This is a genomic window from Coprothermobacter sp., from assembly GCA_013824685.1.
Taxonomy (GTDB): Bacteria; Caldisericota; Caldisericia; order Cryosericales; family Cryosericaceae; genus Cryosericum.
In genome coordinates this window covers 1-19,791 of record PNOG01000008.1, presented here as the reverse complement: position 1 = coordinate 19,791, position 19,791 = coordinate 1, and the positions used below count along the sequence as shown (strand labels likewise).

Here is a 19,791-nt window from a genome sequence, read left to right as displayed (position 1 = left end):
CTTCTCGTCCATTCATCTTGCGGAACCGCGAGGACAATCGGTGAAAAATTCGCGGCACCTGCCGGGCACGGTGTCCGTGGCATGGTCATGGTTGTCGCCGGGTGTTCTGCTACAATGGTGGGCATGTCGGCTCGGCTGGTCCGATGAACTTACCATCATGACGGCTCATTACCAGCTGACCTAAAAGGAGACGGAAATGAGTGACAGGAAAAGCCCGACGGTCGAAGAGCGCGTGGTCGCCCTGCTGAAGACGAATCGCAAGGACCTGCGGGCATTCGTACGCGCGGTCGAAGCGCTTTCGCCGCCAGACGGTGACGTCGCAGGTTTTCTGGACGAGATGGGCGCGTCGCTTGCTTCCGAGGACAGGACGATCGGTGCTTTGGAGCTCTGGGACAAGGCTGCGAAAATGTACGAGGACCAGGCGCGTCTCGAAGAGGTTGCGGAGCTGTATGCCAACATGGGGCCGGTCGCGGCCACGATGGGCGACATCCCGCGCGGCATCAGGTTCTCCAGGAAAGCGGAGGAACTGGCGGCCCAGCTGGACCCCGACCCTGAGCTTGTCTATCATGTCTCGTCCGACCTGGGAGCCATGTACGCGGAGCTGGGAGACTGGGAGAAGGCGATGTATGAGAACAGCCGCGCTCTCGAAGTATCACGCGCCACGGACGACTGCGCCGGGCAGATCAACGCACTGCTTGCTCTCGCGCAGGTCAGTCTTGCCCGGCAAGACCTGGTGTCTGCGCACAGTGAGGCCATGGGAGCCTTCTCACTGGCTCATTCGTGCAGTGACAGTCAGCTCGAGGCCGAGGCCATGCGGGCGGTCGGAGATGTCTCGGAGGCTGCGGGGGAACATGAACAGGCCATCCGCCAGTATGAGCAGGGACTGGCTCTCGAGACGATGTCGCCGGATCCCGAGATACGGGCGCAGCTCCACTTCGCCATAAGCATGGTGTGTGACGCCATGGGCGATACGGCGAGGGCGGCACGCGAACGGAATCTGGCCGAAGCGGTTGGGCTCCCGACGGACGCGGAGGACGAGGACAGTGACGCCTGACAAGGACCTGTACGGCGTTCTCAGCGTGAGCCCGTCGGCGTCGCCGGAACAGATCCGGTCGCAGTATCGGATCCTGGTGAGGAAATACCACCCGGACTTGCATCCCGGCGACGCGAGTGCCGCTCACATGATGGAGCGGGTGAACGCGGCATACGACGTCCTCAGCAGCCCCGAGGAGCGGCGGCAGTACGACGCCGAGATCAGCGCGTCGTCGCAGAGCTGGGGTGAGACCACTGCCCCCAGCAGCTACGGACAGTCTGCATACGGCAGTCCACCTGCCGGCGCGGGGCCCCAGTCGACGTGGAACCCACAGTGGGGCAACGCGGGGGCGGACCCACGTGAGCGGCAGGCCGAAGCCGAGGCGATGTGGGAAGCGATGCGCGCTCAGGAGCGCGCCAGAGGCGGTCTGTTCGGCGACGTATGGGCCAACGTCCCGGATCAGCGCGCGCAGGGAGACTTGAGCGGCTGGGCTGTGGTCGGGCGCGTCATCTGGTTCATCGTTCGCATTGTCTTCAGTATCCTGTTTATCGCACTGCGCATGATGAACACGAGGGTGGACGACCGCAACGACTTCTTCTAGCAAGCGTCTTGTACGCAGGATATAAGAATGGCCCACCCCGTGGGGTGGGCCATTTCGGTCTTGTTCGAGGGCCGCGTTATGTCGCAGGCTCTGCTTCTAGATGACCACCGCATACCAGGCAGTCCGGATCACGGTCAACGCGGGCAGCATACCACCGCAGGATGCTCGGGTGTGTCCACTTGAATCCCATGCGTGGCCAGTTCGCATAGGCTTCTTCGCGCCGGTTTGCCCAGACGTAGAAATCCGAGGCAAGGTCTTCGTCGACCGTGCTCATCCCAGTCTCGATGCCGCGTGACAGTTCCACCAGCGCTATCTTGGTCAGCATGTTGGCGATAGGCGCGATGTCGGAGGACAACCCGACCTGGATCATGGCGTTGATCTTGTCTTCCTCGACGTAGGCCGGTAATACGGCGAGGGCCTGCCGCTTCTGTGACAACTCCTCTTCGCGGCCGTCGATGAGGCCTGAGGAGAACACGCAGTTGTAGCAGGGACCCTTCCATGGCCGCACGCGCAGGACGTCGCCGCCTGCGGCGCGTGTGATGGCACGCCCATACAGGGCAACCTTGTTGTTGTTGAGGGACATCTGGTTGAGGTTGAAACGGCTCTGGTCATTGTCAGAGGCGACGATGAGCAGGTCACATGCTGCGACCGCATCCTCGACCTGACTCAGCGACTGGTTGACGTTCACTTCCATCGTCGAGACCTCGGCAAAGGGGTTCTTCTGCAACACCTGGTCCCGCACTGCAAGCGTCTTGTACCGGCCGAGATCGTTCACGCCACACACATGGCGGCTGATGTTTCCCAGCTCGAGCCGGTCGAAGTCGATGAGCGTGAATCTGCCGATCCCCGCTCGGGCCAGTTCCAGAGCGACGGGAGAACCGCCGCTGCCAAGACCGACGATGACGACTTTCTTTTCGGCAAGCGCCGACGTCTCGAGGAGCCCGGTGTTGCGAGAGAACAACTCAGAGCGGCGAGGGACATACCGCGTGTCTGCGCCGGCCACACCCTTCTCAGTCAGGATAAGTGCGCGGCAGGAGGGTGAACCCCCCCCGCCGGTCCCGGCTATCAGGACCACGATGGGAAGCCCGTCGGGGGTGAGACGCCTGCGGACCTGCACCATGAGATTCTCTTCGTCGACGAACCCCGCAGCATCCGAACGTATGGCGACACAGGGGCAAATGTGCCCGGAAGGCGTGGAAACCGGCTTCTCCGTATAGGCGTGGAAGACCGTCCAGTCGTCGAACCCATAGGCAACACCATCTACCAGGCGGACGTCTCCCGTCTGGCCGAGCAGGTCACGGACCTGCTCCTCGAGCACGTAGACCAGGGGTGTCATGGCAGTCAGCAGGCGAAGAAGCCGTCTCGCGTCGGGTCATCCGCTGTCACAGCGTCGGGCGAAAGCTGAGCGGACTTGGCGTCGACAAGTACCAGCTCCTGTGTTCGCGGGTCGAAGACCAGCTTCTTGGTCGTCGTCTTGCCCTGTGTTATCTTGGCCAGATGGTCCAGCACGCTCTTCGAGTCTTTCTCTTCCATCGTGTTCCTCCTCGTGGTCAGGCTTCCATGTGCGGAAGGTAGTGGTCTATGGCATAGCCGCTATCCAGATGGCCTTCATAGGCTTCGATCCAGGCCCGGATTTTCAACAGGACTTTGGAGAATGTGATATTGGGGCTCCAGTGCGAGGCACTGTAGTGACAGATGCGTACGGCGCCGTTCTCCGGTTTCAGCAGGTGCATTGGGTACGATGTCCCAAGGTCGATCAGGGAGTGCCCGAAGCGGTCTCGGAGGACGGGGCTGACGATCTCGACGATAGGGACGGAGTTTGGCAGATCGGCGGGCACATGGAGACGAACGAGGTATTCGCTACCCGCATTCGAGCGCAAGGACCCCTCGATGACGGCATGGCCGGGGATGATGCTGTCCTTGAGGGAGAAGGTCGGGAAGTAGCGCGACAGGATGTCCATTTCGAGATGGAGTCTAACTGACTGCTGCGAAGACCAGCCCATGGGACTCAACCCTCTCTGTCGTGGGGGGCATCAGGCCCCGTGTGTTCCCGGTTGACAAGGAAGGTGGTGACCAGGTCCTCGATGTTCGTAACGACGTCGTCGCCGCGGTCCATGGCCACAAAGAGAGTGCGCGGGGCTTTCCATGACTCCTCCTGCCCTGCCGGAATGTCTACGGGTCGGCATTCGACGACGGGCTTGACGACAGGGTAGGAGTGTGGAAAAACAATCTCGAACGCGTACCCGTCGCGGTGAAAAGCCAACGACACCCGTCCGTCTTCTCGCTGCAGGATTTCGACGTCTTGTTCAAGCGCCGACAACTGCTGGAACAGGTGGTACAGTTCGCCACGGCCTTCGGGGGTCGCCATGAACGATGAGTTGGGGAAGGTCGGGCTGGCTGTCTGTGGCGTGGCTGCCACGACGGCAAATGTGGTGCTGGGGATGGCTTCATAGGTTGAGGCGGGAGTGCGCGGTCTGCTGCACGGAAATCCCTTGACGGCCTCAATGGCAGCGCGCACGGGACTGGAACCAGGCAGGATGAGCCACGTCAACTGCTGGCGTTCTCCACCTCCGTGAGCACGGTACAGATATCCGCGCATCTCGACTCTGTCGGACTTGTCGGCGAAATTGCAGATCGTGAGCAGCCAGGCATTGAACCCGTTCCTGTCGAGCGCTCGCTGCATCGTGCTCGAATCGCCAGTGGACGGTACGGTGAGACCAAGCCTGTGGTGAGAGTGCCAGGTGCCGACATGTTGCAGACCGTGCAGGTCGCGGAGGATTCCGCCGGCAGACTTGAGGAACGGGGACTCCTGGTAGAAGGCCGTGTCGCCGTGTTCAGCAGTCTCGCCCGGTCCCAGTACGTACTCGATCATCGGTGAACCTGTATGGGTCCAGAAACCAAAGAGGTCTCCACCGGTCTCGATACCTGGATAGTCTGTAGCGAAACGGGCCATGATCTCCAGTTCGCCTTGGTAGATGAGCGCCTTATCGCCGCGCAATGCCCCAGACGTCTCAGTCCTCTTGCGGACGGAAGCCGCCATTGTGTGCCTGAACTTATCGCTGTGCCCTGTTGCCATTGTCCCTCCCCTGAAATCTTCTCTCAGAGCCCTCTGACTGCGGAAAGTATACCACGAGATGCAAAACAGCAACTACTCCGGTATGGTGGTCATCTCAGGCTGTCAATCGCATTGGCCTCTTCCTCATTGGCTGTTGGGTGAAGGCAATGTCGACCGAACGTTGCGTTTTGTTGTCGGGAGGTTGCCGATGACGACGCCGGCCACGATCAGGAGGCCTCCCGCAAGGGCAACAAGCTTCATGCGCTCGCCAAGCAGCACCAGTGCATACAGAGCGGAGAGGACAGGTTCCAGGGAGTCGATGATGACGGCTCGCTGAGCACCGATCATGGCGATACCCTGCACGAACAGGAACATGCCACCTGCGGCCGACAGACCGATGCCGGCGAAGGCGAGCGTAGCCGTGCGGGAGCTGAAAACAACTGGGTAGAGGATGGGTTGGCCTATGGTGAGGAGGCACAAAACCATGGCAGGGGCCACCTGGTTGTATAGGCCGAGCGTGCGCGGGTCGACTCCACGAATGACGCGCTGGGAGAGCACGGCGTACAGCGCATAGGCCACCGTGCAGGCCGTCATGGTCAGGACGCCGATCCCGGAGACGCTGCGGAAGCTCGCGCCCAGCAGGAGCAGCAGACCGACACCGATGACACCCACCGACGCCAGGTAGGCGCGCGTCACGCGTTCATGCAGGAGAATCCAGGCGAACAGGCCGGCGAAGGCAGGGTAGCAGTGGAACAGGAACATGGCGGTCGACACGGGCAGCAGCCGGACGGCGGTGAAGTACAGCAATGTCGGCCCGGTGACGAACACGGCCGAGAAGCCCAGGAGGACGCCTGCCTCATGCCAGTTGCGCGGGAACAGCAGGCGCCAGTTCAGGAGCCCGATGATCACGACCAGGATGATGCTGGCGAGGAGGTAGCGCTCTTTGAGCAGCTGCACAGGGCTCAGGTTGTACCGGTACGCGAACTTGGCGAGGACTGAGACACCGCTGTAGATGATGGCCGATGCGAGGGCGACCAGGATCCCTCCTTTTCGAACCTGAGGCTGACTCATATATGTTGCTCCTTTCGAATCGTACTACCTGTCATCATAGTACGTGGGCAGCGGAGCGCAAGGATGCGGGGCAGGGAGTTGGAGATGCACACACTGTCGAGGTTTACGGCGTGCTCAGTTTATGGATGCTGTTCCGGTTCTCGTAGAGTCTCAGAAAGATGACGCCGCCCAGAATGAGGAGACTGCCGGCGATCTGGATGCCGTTCAGGTGTTCCCCCAGCACGAGGTAGGCGATTGCTGCGGTGAATGTCGGCTCGAGGGTGAGAATCAGGTTGGCGACACTCGATGGCAAATAGCCGAGGCTGACATTGTACAGTCCAAAGCCCGCGACAGTGGGACCTGCCGCCAGGAGGAAGAGGATGAACCAGCCCCATGTGGCTTTTCCAAGCCACAGCAGGTCCGCGGGGCGAACGGCCGCGCCGGGCAGAAACCTTCCGAGGGACAGATTGAGCAAAAGCAGGAAGGCGGCGGCAAAGGCGAACGTGTACAGCAGGGTTGTCCAGGGGTTGAGACCTCGCTGAGAGGCTGAACGGCCCATCAGACTATAGCCCGCGTACCAGAGGCCGGACAGCGTTCCTGTCAGGATGCCAGTCATGTTTGCCTGCCAGGCACCCGGCTCGAGAGCACCGGAAATTAGAACGCAACCTCCCACGCAGCCTGCGATTGTCACAACCTTGACCCATCCGAGGCGCTCCTTCAGGAGCCACTTGCCCAGCAGAGCAGTGAATGCCGCCGAGGAGTAGACCAGAACAGTCGACACGGCTGCTCCGTTGAGCGAGACGGAGAGCGTCCAGAAGGAATTGAACATTGTCAGCATGAGGCCATAGGCGACAAGATAGCCCATGTGGCGTCGCTCCGTGCGTAGCAGGCGAGGACACAGCATGGCGAGTGCAATCAGCATCGTGAGCGCCACGAACGCGTCTCGCCAGAAGGCCAGAACGAGCGCCGGCATCTTGTAGTTTTGTGTGAGGTAGCGGATGAAGATGGCGGTGGTCGACAGGATGATGGCGCTGGCTACGGCGATAGGATATCCGCGCGCGAAGTCGGAGTGCTCGCTGGTAGAGCGGCTGATGCGCCGTTCCCGGCGAAACGTCGTCTGTTCCTTCACGAACCCTCAACCTCCAGGACTGGCCTGAGGAATCCACGCCGTGCCAGATAACAGATCTTGGCAACACCTGCGGTGTGCGAGCTGGAGGATCCGATCATGATCGGTCCCATGACGTCGAACGTGGCCACGTGTACCTCCTGATTTCACTCCAAGTATACGATGGAGAAGGTCGTGTCAAGCCGGGAGACGTGGCGAGAAGCGCTGTTGTCCAGCTGCCATATCCGCAATATACTACCAAGGAGGGGGCGATTCCCGGCCCCGGAACAGGAGGAGTGACGATGAGAACTCGCAGGAAGCAAAAGCTTGGCCTGGCTCTCAGTTCGGGCGGGGTTCTGGGGTATGCGCATATAGGTGTGCTGCGGGCGCTGGAAGAGCTTCACGTCGAGATCGACCTGTTTTCGGGCGCTTCGATGGGCGCGGTGGTAGCCGTGTTCAACGCAGCGGGCCTCGACTCGACTGCCCTGGAAGCCCTCGGCGTCAAGCACGCCGCCCAAGTGGCCATGGTGATTGGGTCTGTCGTTTCTGTGGGTGGCCTGACGACACCCTGGCGCCTGCGGGCCTCTCTCCACAAGGAACTTCCCGTGACAATTTTTGAGGCTCTCCAGAAACCCGTCTGCATCGCCGCAACCGACGTGGAGACTGGCAGAGCTCTTGTTTTCGACAGTGGGGACGTCTGGGGTCCATTGTCCGGGAGCTTTTGCGTACCAGGCGTGTTTCCCCTCGTCAAGTTCGGCGACAAATATCTGGTGGATGGCGGCATGTCGCTGCCGGTCCCTGTGACGGAGCTGCGGAAGCGGGGCGCCACGAGCGTTATCGCGGTATCACTGTATGACCCGCTCCAGGCAGGCGAGTACAAGCCCAGCCTGAACGTCGCCAAGCTTCTCGAGCGTTCGCTCAACCTGATGCTCAACAACGTCGCACAGCCGGAGCTCGAGAGGGCTGACCTTGTCATCCGGCCTGATCTCAAGGGCTGTGAGCCTTCGGATGTCCATGCGTATGTCGTGCGGGGGTATGATGCCGTCATGAGCAGAAGGGCGGAGATCGAGGCCCTGCTTGCCTGACATCCACGGGGCTCTGGGAGTGCTGCAGCAGCGGACAGCGCAGTGGGTTTCCAGGACCGTGACTGCCGGCTGGAATGCATTCTTGCCATTCGTTCCTTCCCTGGCGGCGACTGCCGCGCTTCTTGTTCTCATAGCAGTGGCCGGCATCGCCATCCGGATGCGTCGCGACCGCGTGTTTCACGGCGCAACGCTGCATTCCATCGACACCATGGACGGCACGCAGTTCGAGGAATTCCTGGCAGTGCTGTTTTTCCATTTGGGCTACCGCGTCCAACGTGTCGGTATGAGTCATGACTTCGGGGCAGACCTGGTGCTGACGTCGCCTCGTCAGCGTATCGTCGTGCAGGCGAAGAGGTACGCCGGCAACGTCGGCATCGGCGCTGTTCAGGAAGCTCTGGGAGCAGCGCAATACTACCGTGGCACGCGTGCCATGGTCGTCGCGAGCAGCGGGTTCACGGAATCAGCCCGGGAACTGGCGGCAAGGTCGGGGGTCGAACTGTGGGATCGACAACGCCTTGCAGTAGCTATGGCAAGGACCGCCGGTAGAGGCCGTGCAATCGGGCGGAAACCTGCCTACAATATTCATGAGGAGTGAGCCATGAAGATAGCGACGTGGAACGTGAACTCAGTGCGTGCTCGTCTGCCCGTTGTCCAGAGGTGGCTGGAGGAGTCACAGGTGGACGTTCTCGCCATGCAGGAGACCAAGACAGTCGATGAGACATTTCCTGTGGCAGAGTTCGAGGCACTGGGATATCAGGTTGCAATGTCGGGCCAGAAGACCTATAACGGCGTTGCTATCGCATCCAGACTGCCCATCTCCGGCGTCGTCAGGGGCTGGGCCGGCAATGATCCGAGCCGGATTCTGGCAGTGGATATTGGGGGTGTCACGCTGATCGACGGGTATCTACCACATGGTGGCGAACGTGGCGACGAAGCATTTCTGCACAAACTTCAGTTCTTTCAGCAATTTCGGACGTATCTCGACACGACGTATCCCAGAGACCATTCGCTGTTGTTCATGGGCGATTTCAACGTGGCCAGGGATCCCCAGGACGTCTGGGCTCCCGAGGAGATGCAAGACGCCATCGGCTTCATGCAGGAAGAGCGTGAGGTGCTCGAGAATCTACGCGGGTGGGGGTTCGTCGACCTTTTCCGCAGATTCCATGGCGAGCAGCAGTTTACCTGGTGGGACTACCGCATGAACATGTTCAAGCGCCGCATGGGCATGCGCATCGACTATGCATGGGGTTCGGAGGCGCTGTCTGCCAGCGTCACCGACTGCATGGTCGACATCGAGCCGAGGCGCTGGGAGAAGCCTTCAGATCACACTCCCGTCGTCGTCACCATCTCGTGACTCCAGGGCGGGTCACACGATTTGCGCCAATCAGGAGGGAAAGATGATTACAGGAGTACTTGACAGTAGTCTACGCGAGATCCTGGACGCTGTTTCGGACGGCGCGTACGTGACGACCGGGGAGCGCGAGATCGTCTTCTGGAGCAAGGGGGCGGAACGCATTACCGGCTATTCGTCTGAGGAGGTTCTGAACGGGCACTGCTACGACAACATCCTGGTCCATACTGACGTCCTCGGCAAGAACCTGTGTTTCGACGGGTGCCCGCTGCAAAAATGCATCGAGACCGGCGAGCGGCAGGAGGCCAAGGAGGTTTTCCTCAAGAGGAAAGACGGAGAGCGGGTGGCTGTCTACATCAAGGCGTCGGTCCTCCAGGTTGGAGATGAACGGTACGGCGTAGAGATATTCGGCGAACTTCAGTCAGTAGCTGGAAGTACTCTTGCGGAGAAGTTGAAGCAGCTATCTGACGTGTCGATCGTCGACCAGCTGACCGGTCTCTACAATCGGCGCTACATCGACACAATCCTGGAGCAGCAATACGGGCTGTTCAAGCGGCATTTCCAGCGGTTTGGCCTTGTCATGATCGATGTCGACAAGTTCAAGAGCATCAACGACAGCTTTGGACATCTGGCAGGAGACGAAGCACTGAAGCTTGTCGCCTCTGTTGTGCAGCGCTCGATGCGCTCAATGGATTTCCTCGCCCGGTTTGGCGACGACGAGTTTATCATTGTGTGTCCGCTGATCGAACTCGAGGGAATCGAGAAGCTCAGTGAACGGATCGTCGAGCTCGTCCATCACTCGGTCCTGTCGTCGCCGGAGAGCAAGACAAACGTTATCGAGATCTCCGTTTCGGTCGGGGGGTCGATGGTGGACTACAAGGACAAGTCAGCCACTGACGTCATCGCACGAGCGCATGAAGCGTTATACCGGGTCAAGCGCGACGGGGGCAATTGGTACGCCCTGGGCTAGAACCGTTTCCCGAACGTTTCAGTGCGAAGGGCCGGACGTAACGTCCGGCCCTTCGCTTCGGCGCGATCTATGCCTGCCTCTGAGGTCTAGTACGAGCCGAGATACCTTGTCTGCTCTTCGGTCAGCGTGTCGATGGACAGGCCGCGGGATGCAAGGAATGCTCTCGATGCCATGTCGTCGATCGTCTCGGGTACATTGATGAGTTCCTTGGGCAGAGACTCCTGGTGTCTGACCAGATACTCGGCCGACAGCGCCTGCAACGCGAATGTCAGGTCCATGATCTCGATGGGGTGCCCGTCGGCACATGCCAGGTTGACAAGGCGCCCCTCGCCCAGGACATAGAAATGTTTGCCGTCGCAAGCATACTCCTCGATGTTGTGCCGAACTTCGTGGTGCTGAGGGTCCTTGTTCCTCAAGTGTTGAACGTCGACTTCGACATCGAAGTGCCCAGCATTGCACAGGATTGCGCCGTCCTTCATGACGCCGAAGTGCTCCTTGGTGATGACCTTGTCGTCGCCCGTGCACGTAATGAAGATCTCACCGATTCTGGCGGCCTCGAGCATGGGCATGACCTGATAGCCTTCCATGTGGGCTTCGACAGCTTTGACGGGATCGACTTCTGTAACGACGACTTGGGCGCCGAGGCCTCTGGCACGCATGGCTACACCCTTGCCGACCCATCCGTACCCAGCGACGACCACGACCTTGCCAGCGACGTTCATGTTGGTCGTCCGCAGAATACCGTCCCAGGCGGACTGCCCTGTGCCGAAACGGTTGTCGAAGAGGTGCTTGCACAGGCCCTCGTTCACCCCGATGACTGGGAACGACAGTTTGCCTGCGCGGGCCAGCGCACGGTCACGGATGACTCCGGTCGTCGTCTCTTCGCATGCTCCCACAATGGCGGGCAGCAGCTCAGGATGCTCAAAGTGAACGGCGTTCACGAGATCCCCACCGTCATCGATCAGCAGGTTGGGCTTGGTGGCCAGGACGTTGCTGAAGTATTCCTTGTACTCCGCTGGCGTCTCACCCCGTTTGGCGAAGACCGTGACTCCGCGTTCTGCAAGTGCCTGGGCCACGTCGTCCTGCGTGGTGATGGGGTTGGACGCCGTAATGGCGACATTGGCGCCGCCGCGCAGCATCACGTAGGCCAGGTTGGCCGTCTTGGCCTCCAGGTGGAGAGCAATGACCACATTGAGCCCGGCAAAGGGCCGTTCGTTCTCGAAGCGCTCGGCAACCGATGACAGGATCGGCATGTGACGGATCGCCCACTGCATTTTCTGTTCACCCGACTGGATGCTCATGACCCACCTCCGTGGAAGATATGAACGGGCCACCGGAGGACGATGTCCCCGCGGCGGCCCTGGAAAGAATCGACTAGCGCTGTTCCTTGTAGTACGGGCGGCCGTCTGCTGCGGGAGCGATGGACTTGCCGACGAACCCAGCCAGGACAGCCAGCGTAAGAACGTAGGGGAGGATGAGTGTGAGACCGGGTGCCAGCTTTGGGGCAATACCTGTGACGGCGATGATGGACTGCACGATCTGGCCCGTTCCAAACAGGAGTGCCGCCCCGAGAGCGCCGAACGGGGTCCACTTGCCAAAGATCATTGCGGCGAGGCCAATGAACCCGACACCGTTGGGCATGGAGTCGCTGAACCCCGAGAATGAGCTGATGGACAGCGTAGCACCACCTATGCCCGCGAGCGCTGCCCCCGCGACGACGGCGAACCAGCGAACGCGGAACACATTGATGCCAAGTGTCGTTGCCGCCTTGGGATTCTCGCCACACGTACGGATGCGCAGGCCGAGGACCGTGTGGTACAGGAGCACATGCATGAGAACCGTACAGATGAAGCCGAACCAAATCATGAACGACAGGTTGGAGAAGGCACCCAGAAAGGGGATCTTGGCAAGGAAGGGGAGCTGCACGCGGTAGGCCTGAGCCCCAAAGTAGTTCTGGAGCTGCGGCGAGTACCCGGTTGTGCTGAAGACGAATTCCAGCAAATACGTCATGAGGCCGACAGCGATGACGTTGACGGCTGTTCCGGCGACGGTCTGATCACCATTCCACCTGATGGTGATGAAGGCGTGGAGCGCTCCCACAAGGCAGCCGACGGCGATACCGAGTAGCAGGCCGATCCAGGGGGAGTGAGAGAAGAATGCGCCGAGCAGCCCGAAGAAGGCGCCAAAACGCATGATGCCGTCCAAACCAATGTTGACGACACCTGCGCTTTCGCTGAGGACGCCACACAGCGCGGCAAACAGGATCGGCGTAGTGTAGTCCAGCATCTGAGCAATCGTGAGGTTGATCTGTGTGATGTTCATGCTGGGGCCTCCTGGTCTGCTGGCGGGTTCGTACGCGTGCGGCGGCGCTGGATGATCTTGACCAGGTAGTATCGCACGGCAACCTGCAGGGCGATGAAGCCGACGGCCATGCCCTCGATGATGTTGGAGAACGTCTTGGGGATGTTGGCGACCTGCATGGACGTGGCTCCGGTACGCAGCGCTCCAATGAACAATCCTGCCAGTACGACACCCAGGGGTTCGCTCTGGCCGATCAACGCGATGCCGATACCAGTCCAGCCGTATCCCATGGTCGCGGTGTTGGGGAACTGATAGGTCAGACCCAGGATGAAGAAGGAGCCGCCGAGCGCGGCAAGGCTTCCGGAGAAGAACATGAGCTGCAGGATGCGGCGGCTGACGTTGATACCCTGTGCCCGCGGGGCTTCCATGCCAATGTTGGCGGTGTAGCCGATGGCGCGGATCTCATAGCCGACCGTCGTCTTGTACAGGAGGAACCAGGTGGCATACGTCGCGATCAACACGAGCAAAATACTGGTGTTGAGGCGTGTCGGCATCATGATCCTCAACAGCTTGGCCGTGTCAGTCACATAGAAGGAGCCAGAAGTGAACGTCTGAGAGGGAGGCGTCATTGGTCCGAGCACCAGCCAGCTTGTGATCAGGAACCAGGCGATCCAGTTGAGCATGATCGTGCCGATGACGATGTTGACGCCGCGCTTGACATAAAGATAGCCGGCGACTGCCGCCCATGCGCCGCCCGCAAGCATTCCCATGATGATACAGATGGCTCCATGCAAGAGTTGCGCTATCCAGCCGAAGGTCCCCAGAGCGACGTACATAGCCCCAAACGTGTGGGCTACAGGAGTCCAGTATCCGAAGAAGGTCGCTACGATGGCGCCTACCCAGAACTGGCCCTCGGCGCCGATGTTGAACAGGCCACCCTTGAATGCCAGGGCGACCGAGAGACCCGTCGCAATGTACATGGCGCTCTTGATGAGCAGTTCGGCGAACTCGCGCCGCCATGCCGACCCACCGGGAATGAGCCCCGAATCGCCAAACAGAAGTGCGTATGCCCGGAACGGATTTCGCCCGGAGGCGGCTATGACAATCATGCCGACGATCAGAGCCAGGCCCACGGAGATGAGGGGGACCCAGACGTTCAGAGGGTCTCTCCGATTGTGTCCCTGGTTGTCGATACCGAAGGCTTTGAGGAACTTGCTGGTGAAATTGCTTTCGCTCACGATTGCACCTTCTTGTCGATACCGACGCCGAGCATCAGAAGACCCAGGGCCTCTTCGGTCGTCTTGTCCGGGGTTGTCTCTCCGACGATGCGCCCTTCAAACATGACCAGAATGCGGTCGGACAGGCCGAGGATCTCGGAGAGTTCGAGTGAGATGAGCAGGATGGCCTTGCCAGCCTTCTTCTCCTCAAGCAGCTTGTGATAGACGAATTCGGTGGCGCCAACGTCCAGGCCGCGTGTCGGCTGCGAAGCGATCAGGAAGTTGTGTGGCAGCGACAGCTCACGGGCCAGGATAAGCTTCTGCTGGTTGCCGCCGGACAGGGATCCTGCCGTGTCATAGACGTCACCAGGGCGGATGTCATATTCCTTGACCTTCCCTTCGGCAAACTCCCCAACCTTGTCGTAGTTCATCCTGATGCCCTTGCTGAACGGCCCGCTCAAGTGCTGGCCCATGACAGAGTTCTCGCGTACCGTGTACGGCATGACAAGACCTCTGCGCCCACGGTCTTCGGTGATGTAGCTCATGCCTTCCTTGCGCAGTTGGGCTGTGGTGACCATGCGCATGCTCTTTCCGTTGAGTTCCATCGAACCCGAAATTGGATGCGAGAACCCGATCATGGCGTTGACCAGTTCGTCCTGGCCGTTGCCCTGGACGCCCGCAATGCCGACGATCTCTCCGCCGCGGACCTCAAGGCTCATGCCTTTGACGGCCTCGTATCCGCGCTTGTTTCTGACGTGCAGATCGTGACACGCAAATGCCACAGCTCCCACTTCCACGTCGACCCTGGGGATCTCGAGGACGACGTTGCGACCGACCATCATGCGAGCCAGTTCCTCTTCGTTCGTGTCCTTCTTGTTCACGATGCCCTGCAGCTTGCCGCGACGCAGGACCGCTATGCGGTCGGCGATCTCCATGACCTCTTTCAGCTTGTGGCTGATGAACAGGATCGTCTTTCCCTCCGCCTGCAGCTTACGCATGGTCACGAACAGCTCGACAGTCTCCTCAGGTGTGAGGACGGCTGTGGGCTCATCGAAAATGAGGATCTCAGCTCCTCTGCGCAGCACCTTGAGGATTTCGACACGCTGCTGGACGCCGACGGGCAGGTCGCCTACAAGAGCAGAGGCGTCCACGGTCAGCGAGACGCGCTTTGAGAGCTCCCGGACTTCGCGCAGTGCCCTGCCGTAGTCAAAGAAGATACCCTTGTGCGGCTCATCGCCGATGACGATGTTCTGAGTGACGGTGAACCTTGGAATCAGCATGAACTCTTGGTGCACCATACCCATCCGGAGCTTGATAGCATCCTCGACCGAACGAATCTTGACTTCCTTCTCATTGACCAGAAGGTCTCCGCCCGATGCCGCGTAGATGCCGTAGATGATGTTCATCAGAGTACTCTTGCCCGCACCGTTTTCGCCGACGATGGCAAAAATCTCCCCCTTCTCCACCGAGAACGAGATGTTGTCGTTCGCAAGGTTCCCTGGGAACATCTTGGAGATGCCGCGTACTTCCAGTGCTTTCATAGCTTCACTCCCTCGCAACGGCGGAGAGGGCAGGTACTGCACCCCCCTGGCGCCAGGATCTTCCTGTCATGGGCTGACCGTATACCATGGCAGGAAGTTGGGACCGTCCAGACCAGTCCTCTCGTAGTCCGTCAACACGGCGGCTGCAGGAGCCAGGGCCAGGGGGCCCGGGAACAGTTTCCTCATCCATTCTTCTCCTCAGCAGGATTGGTTGCCACGTAGCTATTATATACCAAACGACCTCAAAACAAGAAGGCGCAAAGCCCTTTACAGACTTGCGATTGAGTTGCTGCAAGGGACATTGTGCCTTCGTTGAAAGGGTAGTTCTGAGCAGGTCTGTGAGTTGTGTCGCTTGTATCAGTCGCCCAGCAGGTCGCGGTGCTCGCGCTGTCCGAGATGCCAGTGGTACAACCAGACAGGAGTCCCGACAAGGATGGCGACGATGTTCCTGATAAGGCTTTGGATCGAGTACGTATTGATCGGCGAGACGCGACTGACGTCGTCCGGTTTCACGGGCGACATCATCGGATCCAGCGACATGAAGAACGCCCTATAGATACTGGGAGCGATGTTGACGAGGTTGAACATGACAATGAACAGCCCAATGGCGGACAGCAGATAGATGTAGAGCCTTCTGATGAGATCTCGGCGCATCTCCGGTTGTGGCGTCGGGGTGGCTGTGATGGTTTCGCTCGTCTCTGCGGGACCGGTTGTCGCAAATGCTGGCGCATGCTGGCGTGTTTCCTGGATGATGCCCCAATGGTACAGCCAGACTGGCACGCCGACTGCCACTGCGGAGGCAAAGGTCAGCAGGGAGGCCAGTTCGTTCTGCATGCTGTCCGATGTGATCAGACGGAAGACGTACGTGTTGAGGACACTGGTGATTGCCCCGATAAGGCCGGTAAGAGCCATGACGATCCCGACCACGGTGACGACATACAAGTAGATGGTGCGAACGACATTGCGTTGTTTCATGAATACCTCCTAAGGCACACGGTGCGGTCGATCGCTGAGGGGCTGGGCACCAGGAGATGAGCCAGAAAGCTCCAGCCAGTCCTGGTGCTCAGTTGCATGCCTTGCGGCATCCCTCTACGATATACTAGAGGAAGTCCTGCCGTAATGCAAGAATTGTGAGTATGTACGGTGTTATGGCGAGGAGCCCGGCCGCGCAGGTCGGTGTTGCAGATGCCCGCGTCACACAACGGTGTTGGTCTCTCAAAGGGTTGTGGTATGATACATGATATCTATTGGTCGAATCAAGGAGCAGGATGCGTCGTGATTGAACTGGAACAGAAGGACTTCGAAGAACTCGTGCTCGTTGCTCTTGTCACGCTTCCTGACCAGTTCAGGACGGCGCTCAAGAATATCGACGTCGTCGTCGAGGATTTTCCTCCCATGGATGTCCTGAAGCGTACCGGAGTTGCCAACGGCTACGGCCTGCTGGGGTTGTACCAGGGGGTTCCACTCAGGGACCGGGGGCCGCACTACAGTGGCACTCTTCCCGACAAAATCAGCGTGTTCAAGGTCCCCCTCGAGTCCTCGGTCGATACGATCGACGAGCTGATGCCTCTTGTCCAGCACGTGGTCCTGCATGAACTGGGCCACTACTTCGGCCTCAGCGACGACGAGATGCGCGAGAGCAGAGGAGACCTGCACTAACGTGAGGATTAGAGTGGGCGCACTGCGTGCCACTCTTCCTATCTGGTAACAGGAGAGGTGTACATGGAGATTCGAAGGATTGCGGTGTTTGGTGCCGGCGTCATGGGAGCGGGAATTGCTCAGGACGCAGCAGCGCACGGTCTCGAGGTGGTACTCGTCGATCAAACGGAGGACGGACTGTCGCATGCCCGCCAGAGCATTGAGAACAGCCTCAATCTTGAACTCCAGCGATGGGGTATCACGGGATCAGAGAAGAAGGTCCTGCTTTCTCACATCAAGTTCACGTTGAACCGTAGTGACGTGGGCAGCGTCGACCTTGTCATTGAGGCCATTCCGGATGATCTTGGGGCCAAGCAGGATCTGTTTGCCCAGCTTGAGGCCCAGCTTGAACACATGTGCCCCGGTGAGGTCACCTATGTCAGCAACACTGCCATCCTGCCCATCACTGACATCGCGCTGAAGATGGTCAACAAGGAGCGTCTCGTAGGCATGCACTTCCTCGCGCCCGTTCCAGCGATCAAGCTTGTCGAGATGGTGCGAGGTGTCCATACGTCTCAGACAACCGTCGACCGTGCGAAGGAACTGGCACGCCGCATGGGCAAGACCCCCGTCGACGTACTCGAGAACCCCGGCTACATCACGGCGCGTCTTGTCGTTCCCCTTATCAACGAAGCCATCATGCTCTACCAGGAAGGAACAGCCAGCAAGGAGGACATCGATGTCGCCATGCGCCTTGGTTTCGGCTTCAACAAGGGCCCGTTTGCCCTTGCTGACCAGATCGGGCTGGATATCGTCCTCGGGTGGTCGGAGCACCTCTTCAGCGAGCTGGGCGAGACTCGATATCGTCCACAGGCGCTTATCCGGAACCTGGCTCGACGTGGGCACCTGGGAGTGAAGACCGGCAAGGGCTTCTACAGCTATGAGACTTGTGTCGAGAACATGGAGGAGAAGATATGAAGGTTCTGGTCCTGAACTGTGGCAGTTCTTCTATCAAGTACAAGCTGTACGACGATGATCAGCAGCTGGCCGAAGGCCTGCTGGAGAAGATCGGCACGGCCCAGGCGCAGCTCAATCACACGGTTGCCGGACGGAAGAAGGTCGTCTCTGTCCACGAGATCCTTGAGCACCAGGCCGGCATCGAGCTTATCCTGAAGGCTCTGGTCGGCCCAGAAAAGGGTGCCCTCACGAGCATCAAGGACATTCAGGCTGTCGGGCACCGCGTGGTCCATGGGGCCGAGTCGTTTTCGGAATCGACGCTGATTACCCCCGAGGTGGTGGCCAAGATCGAGGAGTGCATTGACATCGCACCTCTCCACAATCCGCCGAACCTGGCGGGCATCTACTCCATCTCGTACCTGTTGCCCAAGGTTCCTCAGGTCGCCGTTTTCGACACGGCATTCCATCAGACGATGCCGGAGAAAGCATTTATATATGCGATCCCTTACGTTTTCTACACCCGGAACCACATCCGCAAATACGGTTTTCACGGCACCAGTCACTATTTTGTATCGCATGAAGCTGCCGCGATACTGGGAAGGACCATCGATGACCTTAAGCTTATCACGTGTCATCTGGGCAATGGTTCTTCCATTACCGCCGTCGATCATGGCAAATCCGTCGATACGTCCATGGGGTTTACTCCTCTCGAAGGGCTGCCCATGGGGACGCGCTGCGGAGACATCGATCCTGCTGTCCCACTCTATATCATGGGGAAGGAAGAACTGAACCTTCAGCAAATCAATGCTCTGCTCAACAAGCACTCGGGCGTTCTGGGCATTTCGGGCATCAGCAATGACTTCCGCACTCTTGAGGAAGAGGCTGGCAAGGGCGACAAACGTGCGACGCTGGCACTTGAAGTGTACTGCTACAAGCTCAAGAAGTACATTGGTTCGTACATTGCAGCCATGAACGGTGCCGATGCGATCGTGTTCACGGGGGGGATAGGCGAGAACAGCGATATCGTCCGTGAACTGGTGATCAAGGACATGGAATTCCTGGGTATAGAGCTCGATGCTGACAAGAATCGCGCAAAGAAGCGCGGTGAAGCGGAAGATATCAGCATGCCGTCTTCGCGCATCAAGGTCCTGGTCATCCCGACCAACGAGGAACTGGTCATTGCACGGGACACCCGTCGGATAGTGGCCGCAAACTAGACAACCATCGTCAGTAGGCAAGAAGCCCACAGTGCGACAGCGCTGTGGGCTTTCTCTCTATCTTGTGATTGCCTCGACAAAATTGCCATGAGACTGAGGTCGCCCTGGTGGTGCTGTGTAGCCAAAGGTGCGATGAATACGGCCTGCCGCTGTCTCACGGTCAACCCCGTCTCCTCACCTCTCCTCTGCTCACCCTCTTCCATGGTTCCTCCTCAGTCTACTGAATTGGAGTAGATTCATTCGTGAGGCAACGATACGATTTGGAGTAGATACTAGATGAGGCAATACGGGGCCTTGACAAGACCGGAATGTGCACCAAACTGAATTTGAACATCGAAAAGAAGACCCCGTATAGGGTGCTGTTCATCCGGACCGCCGGGTCAATGATTGCAGTAGTATTCCGGCAGGCCATCGACATGACAGCGCGCGAAGGTGACCAAGACTGGTCGCGGCTGCCCTTCTTACACGCATTCAGATTCTTCTCCGCATCAGTCCAGGCTCCCTTGAGATCGGTTAGACAGCCGCCGTAGTCGAGTGTTGCGAGCTTGTCGACGTTGGCAGCCGCCTCTTTTCTTGCCGCCGGAGACCGGTGGTGTCCTCCAAGAAGCTCCTGCGATGGTAGGTAAGTAGTGACGTAAGGTTGATTAGTGGGAAGTTCATATCGTAGTAC

The 19,791-nt window shown here is 59.2% G+C and carries 22 protein-coding genes and 1 pseudogene; 10 read left to right on the top strand and 13 right to left on the bottom strand.

Going from position 1 to position 19,791, the window contains the following annotated elements; translation table 11 throughout:
• The first annotated feature begins 196 nt into the window (after positions 1-196).
• Entirely contained in the window at positions 197-1,054 is an 858-nt protein-coding gene (locus C0398_02115) for a hypothetical protein (protein ID MBA4364785.1), read from the top strand.
• Complete coding sequence (locus C0398_02110; GenBank protein ID MBA4364784.1) at positions 954-1,634, top strand: hypothetical protein; 681 nt, start codon at positions 954-956, stop codon at positions 1,632-1,634. Before C0398_02115 ends, C0398_02110 begins: the two co-directional genes overlap by 101 nt.
• 76 nt (positions 1,635-1,710) lie before the next feature.
• Here C0398_02110 and C0398_02105 read toward each other — a convergent pair whose 3' ends face one another.
• The 7 genes and pseudogenes from C0398_02105 to C0398_02075 form a co-directional block, all read right to left on the bottom strand.
• Entirely contained in the window at positions 1,711-2,970 is a 1,260-nt protein-coding gene (locus tag C0398_02105; protein ID MBA4364783.1) for a hypothetical protein, read from the bottom strand.
• A gap of 5 nt (positions 2,971-2,975) precedes the next feature.
• Complete coding sequence (locus C0398_02100; protein MBA4364782.1) at positions 2,976-3,167, bottom strand: hypothetical protein; 192 nt, start codon at positions 3,165-3,167, stop codon at positions 2,976-2,978.
• Between the two features lie 17 nt (positions 3,168-3,184).
• Positions 3,185-3,595 (bottom strand): hypothetical protein, encoded by a 411-nt coding sequence (locus C0398_02095; GenBank protein MBA4364781.1) that lies wholly within the window; start codon positions 3,593-3,595, stop codon positions 3,185-3,187.
• A 47-nt stretch (positions 3,596-3,642) separates the two neighbouring features.
• On the bottom strand, positions 3,643-4,710 hold the full coding sequence (locus C0398_02090; protein MBA4364780.1) for a hypothetical protein: 1,068 nt from the start codon (positions 4,708-4,710) through the stop codon (positions 3,643-3,645).
• A gap of 123 nt (positions 4,711-4,833) precedes the next feature.
• Positions 4,834-5,760 (bottom strand): hypothetical protein, encoded by a 927-nt coding sequence (locus C0398_02085; GenBank protein ID MBA4364779.1) that lies wholly within the window; start codon positions 5,758-5,760, stop codon positions 4,834-4,836.
• Between the two features lie 103 nt (positions 5,761-5,863).
• Positions 5,864-6,868 (bottom strand): EamA family transporter, encoded by a 1,005-nt coding sequence (locus C0398_02080; protein ID MBA4364778.1) that lies wholly within the window; start codon positions 6,866-6,868, stop codon positions 5,864-5,866.
• A gap of 29 nt (positions 6,869-6,897) precedes the next feature.
• Positions 6,898-6,978 (bottom strand): annotated as a pseudogene (locus C0398_02075) (serine dehydratase).
• Between the two features lie 168 nt (positions 6,979-7,146).
• Here C0398_02075 and C0398_02070 point away from each other — a divergent pair.
• From C0398_02070 to C0398_02055, 4 genes are read left to right on the top strand one after another with little or no spacing between them, the layout of a single operon-like run.
• Entirely contained in the window at positions 7,147-7,929 is a 783-nt protein-coding gene (locus tag C0398_02070; GenBank protein ID MBA4364777.1) for a hypothetical protein, read from the top strand.
• Positions 7,922-8,524 carry a hypothetical protein gene (locus tag C0398_02065; protein ID MBA4364776.1) on the top strand — a complete coding sequence of 201 codons (603 nt, stop codon included), beginning with the start codon at positions 7,922-7,924 and terminating at the stop codon, positions 8,522-8,524. The genes C0398_02070 and C0398_02065 overlap by 8 nt, the downstream gene beginning before the upstream one ends.
• 3 nt (positions 8,525-8,527) lie before the next feature.
• The gene (gene xth, locus C0398_02060; GenBank protein MBA4364775.1) at positions 8,528-9,283 is read left to right on the top strand and encodes an exodeoxyribonuclease III; all 756 of its coding nucleotides are present in this window, start codon (positions 8,528-8,530) and stop codon (positions 9,281-9,283) included.
• Entirely contained in the window at positions 9,168-10,250 is a 1,083-nt protein-coding gene (locus tag C0398_02055) for a hypothetical protein (GenBank protein MBA4364774.1), read from the top strand. The genes xth and C0398_02055 overlap by 116 nt, the downstream gene beginning before the upstream one ends.
• Positions 10,251-10,336: 86 nt before the next feature.
• Here the strand turns inward: C0398_02055 and C0398_02050 are convergent, their stop codons facing one another.
• From C0398_02050 to C0398_02030, 5 genes are all read right to left on the bottom strand, one after another.
• Positions 10,337-11,551: an adenosylhomocysteinase gene (locus C0398_02050; protein ID MBA4364773.1), complete on the bottom strand. Its 1,215-nt coding sequence runs from the start codon at positions 11,549-11,551 to the stop codon at positions 10,337-10,339.
• Positions 11,552-11,624: 73 nt separating this feature from the next.
• A complete protein-coding gene (locus tag C0398_02045) occupies positions 11,625-12,572 on the bottom strand; it encodes an ABC transporter permease (GenBank protein ID MBA4364772.1) in 948 nt (315 codons plus the stop codon).
• Positions 12,569-13,660 (bottom strand): ABC transporter permease, encoded by a 1,092-nt coding sequence (locus C0398_02040; protein MBA4364771.1) that lies wholly within the window; start codon positions 13,658-13,660, stop codon positions 12,569-12,571. The genes C0398_02045 and C0398_02040 overlap by 4 nt, the downstream gene beginning before the upstream one ends.
• A 125-nt stretch (positions 13,661-13,785) precedes the next feature.
• Complete coding sequence (locus C0398_02035) at positions 13,786-15,309, bottom strand: heme ABC transporter ATP-binding protein (protein ID MBA4364770.1); 1,524 nt, start codon at positions 15,307-15,309, stop codon at positions 13,786-13,788.
• A 357-nt stretch (positions 15,310-15,666) separates the two neighbouring features.
• Positions 15,667-16,284 carry a hypothetical protein gene (locus C0398_02030; GenBank protein ID MBA4364769.1) on the bottom strand — a complete coding sequence of 206 codons (618 nt, stop codon included), beginning with the start codon at positions 16,282-16,284 and terminating at the stop codon, positions 15,667-15,669.
• A gap of 210 nt (positions 16,285-16,494) precedes the next feature.
• Here C0398_02030 and C0398_02025 point away from each other — a divergent pair, with 210 nt between their 5' ends.
• The 3 genes from C0398_02025 (at position 16,495) to C0398_02015 (ending at position 19,121) form a co-directional block, all read left to right on the top strand.
• Positions 16,495-16,968 carry a hypothetical protein gene (locus C0398_02025; GenBank protein MBA4364768.1) on the top strand — a complete coding sequence of 158 codons (474 nt, stop codon included), beginning with the start codon at positions 16,495-16,497 and terminating at the stop codon, positions 16,966-16,968.
• 63 nt (positions 16,969-17,031) lie between these two features.
• Entirely contained in the window at positions 17,032-17,925 is an 894-nt protein-coding gene (locus C0398_02020) for a 3-hydroxybutyryl-CoA dehydrogenase (protein MBA4364767.1), read from the top strand.
• Entirely contained in the window at positions 17,922-19,121 is a 1,200-nt protein-coding gene (locus tag C0398_02015; GenBank protein MBA4364766.1) for an acetate kinase, read from the top strand. The genes C0398_02020 and C0398_02015 overlap by 4 nt, the downstream gene beginning before the upstream one ends.
• Here the strand turns inward: C0398_02015 and C0398_02010 are convergent.
• On the bottom strand, positions 19,118-19,324 hold the full coding sequence (locus C0398_02010; GenBank protein MBA4364765.1) for a hypothetical protein: 207 nt from the start codon (positions 19,322-19,324) through the stop codon (positions 19,118-19,120). The two genes, C0398_02015 and C0398_02010, sit on opposite strands and share 4 nt — an antisense overlap.
• A gap of 105 nt (positions 19,325-19,429) precedes the next feature.
• Between C0398_02010 and C0398_02005 the strand changes: the two genes are divergently transcribed.
• A complete protein-coding gene (locus C0398_02005; GenBank protein ID MBA4364764.1) occupies positions 19,430-19,651 on the top strand; it encodes a hypothetical protein in 222 nt (73 codons plus the stop codon).
• Positions 19,652-19,791: the final 140 nt, after the last annotated feature.

Bases quoted from the DNA above. Each gene is read 5' to 3' on its own strand.
- C0398_02090 (MBA4364780.1), bottom strand. From the start codon at position 4,710: ATGGCAACAGGGCACAGCGATAAGTTCAGGCACACAATGGCGGCTTCC.
- C0398_02115 (MBA4364785.1), top strand. From the start codon at position 197: ATGAGTGACAGGAAAAGCCCGACGGTCGAAGAGCGCGTGGTCGCCCTG.
- C0398_02005 (MBA4364764.1), top strand. From the start codon at position 19,430: ATGTGCACCAAACTGAATTTGAACATCGAAAAGAAGACCCCGTATAGG.
- C0398_02100 (MBA4364782.1), bottom strand. From the start codon at position 3,167: ATGGAAGAGAAAGACTCGAAGAGCGTGCTGGACCATCTGGCCAAGATA.
- xth (MBA4364775.1), top strand. From the start codon at position 8,528: ATGAAGATAGCGACGTGGAACGTGAACTCAGTGCGTGCTCGTCTGCCC.
- C0398_02085 (MBA4364779.1), bottom strand. From the start codon at position 5,760: ATGAGTCAGCCTCAGGTTCGAAAAGGAGGGATCCTGGTCGCCCTCGCA.
- C0398_02050 (MBA4364773.1), bottom strand. From the start codon at position 11,551: ATGAGCATCCAGTCGGGTGAACAGAAAATGCAGTGGGCGATCCGTCAC.
- C0398_02045 (MBA4364772.1), bottom strand. From the start codon at position 12,572: ATGAACATCACACAGATCAACCTCACGATTGCTCAGATGCTGGACTAC.
- C0398_02105 (MBA4364783.1), bottom strand. From the start codon at position 2,970: ATGACACCCCTGGTCTACGTGCTCGAGGAGCAGGTCCGTGACCTGCTC.
- C0398_02035 (MBA4364770.1), bottom strand. From the start codon at position 15,309: ATGAAAGCACTGGAAGTACGCGGCATCTCCAAGATGTTCCCAGGGAAC.
- C0398_02095 (MBA4364781.1), bottom strand. From the start codon at position 3,595: ATGGACATCCTGTCGCGCTACTTCCCGACCTTCTCCCTCAAGGACAGC.
- C0398_02040 (MBA4364771.1), bottom strand. From the start codon at position 13,660: ATGATTGTCATAGCCGCCTCCGGGCGAAATCCGTTCCGGGCATACGCA.
- C0398_02030 (MBA4364769.1), bottom strand. From the start codon at position 16,284: ATGAAACAACGCAATGTCGTTCGCACCATCTACTTGTATGTCGTCACC.
- C0398_02010 (MBA4364765.1), bottom strand. From the start codon at position 19,324: ATGGAAGAGGGTGAGCAGAGGAGAGGTGAGGAGACGGGGTTGACCGTG.
- C0398_02015 (MBA4364766.1), top strand. From the start codon at position 17,922: ATGAAGGTTCTGGTCCTGAACTGTGGCAGTTCTTCTATCAAGTACAAG.
- C0398_02020 (MBA4364767.1), top strand. From the start codon at position 17,032: ATGGAGATTCGAAGGATTGCGGTGTTTGGTGCCGGCGTCATGGGAGCG.
- C0398_02025 (MBA4364768.1), top strand. From the start codon at position 16,495: ATGCCCGCGTCACACAACGGTGTTGGTCTCTCAAAGGGTTGTGGTATG.
- C0398_02070 (MBA4364777.1), top strand. From the start codon at position 7,147: ATGAGAACTCGCAGGAAGCAAAAGCTTGGCCTGGCTCTCAGTTCGGGC.
- C0398_02055 (MBA4364774.1), top strand. From the start codon at position 9,168: ATGCATGGGGTTCGGAGGCGCTGTCTGCCAGCGTCACCGACTGCATGG.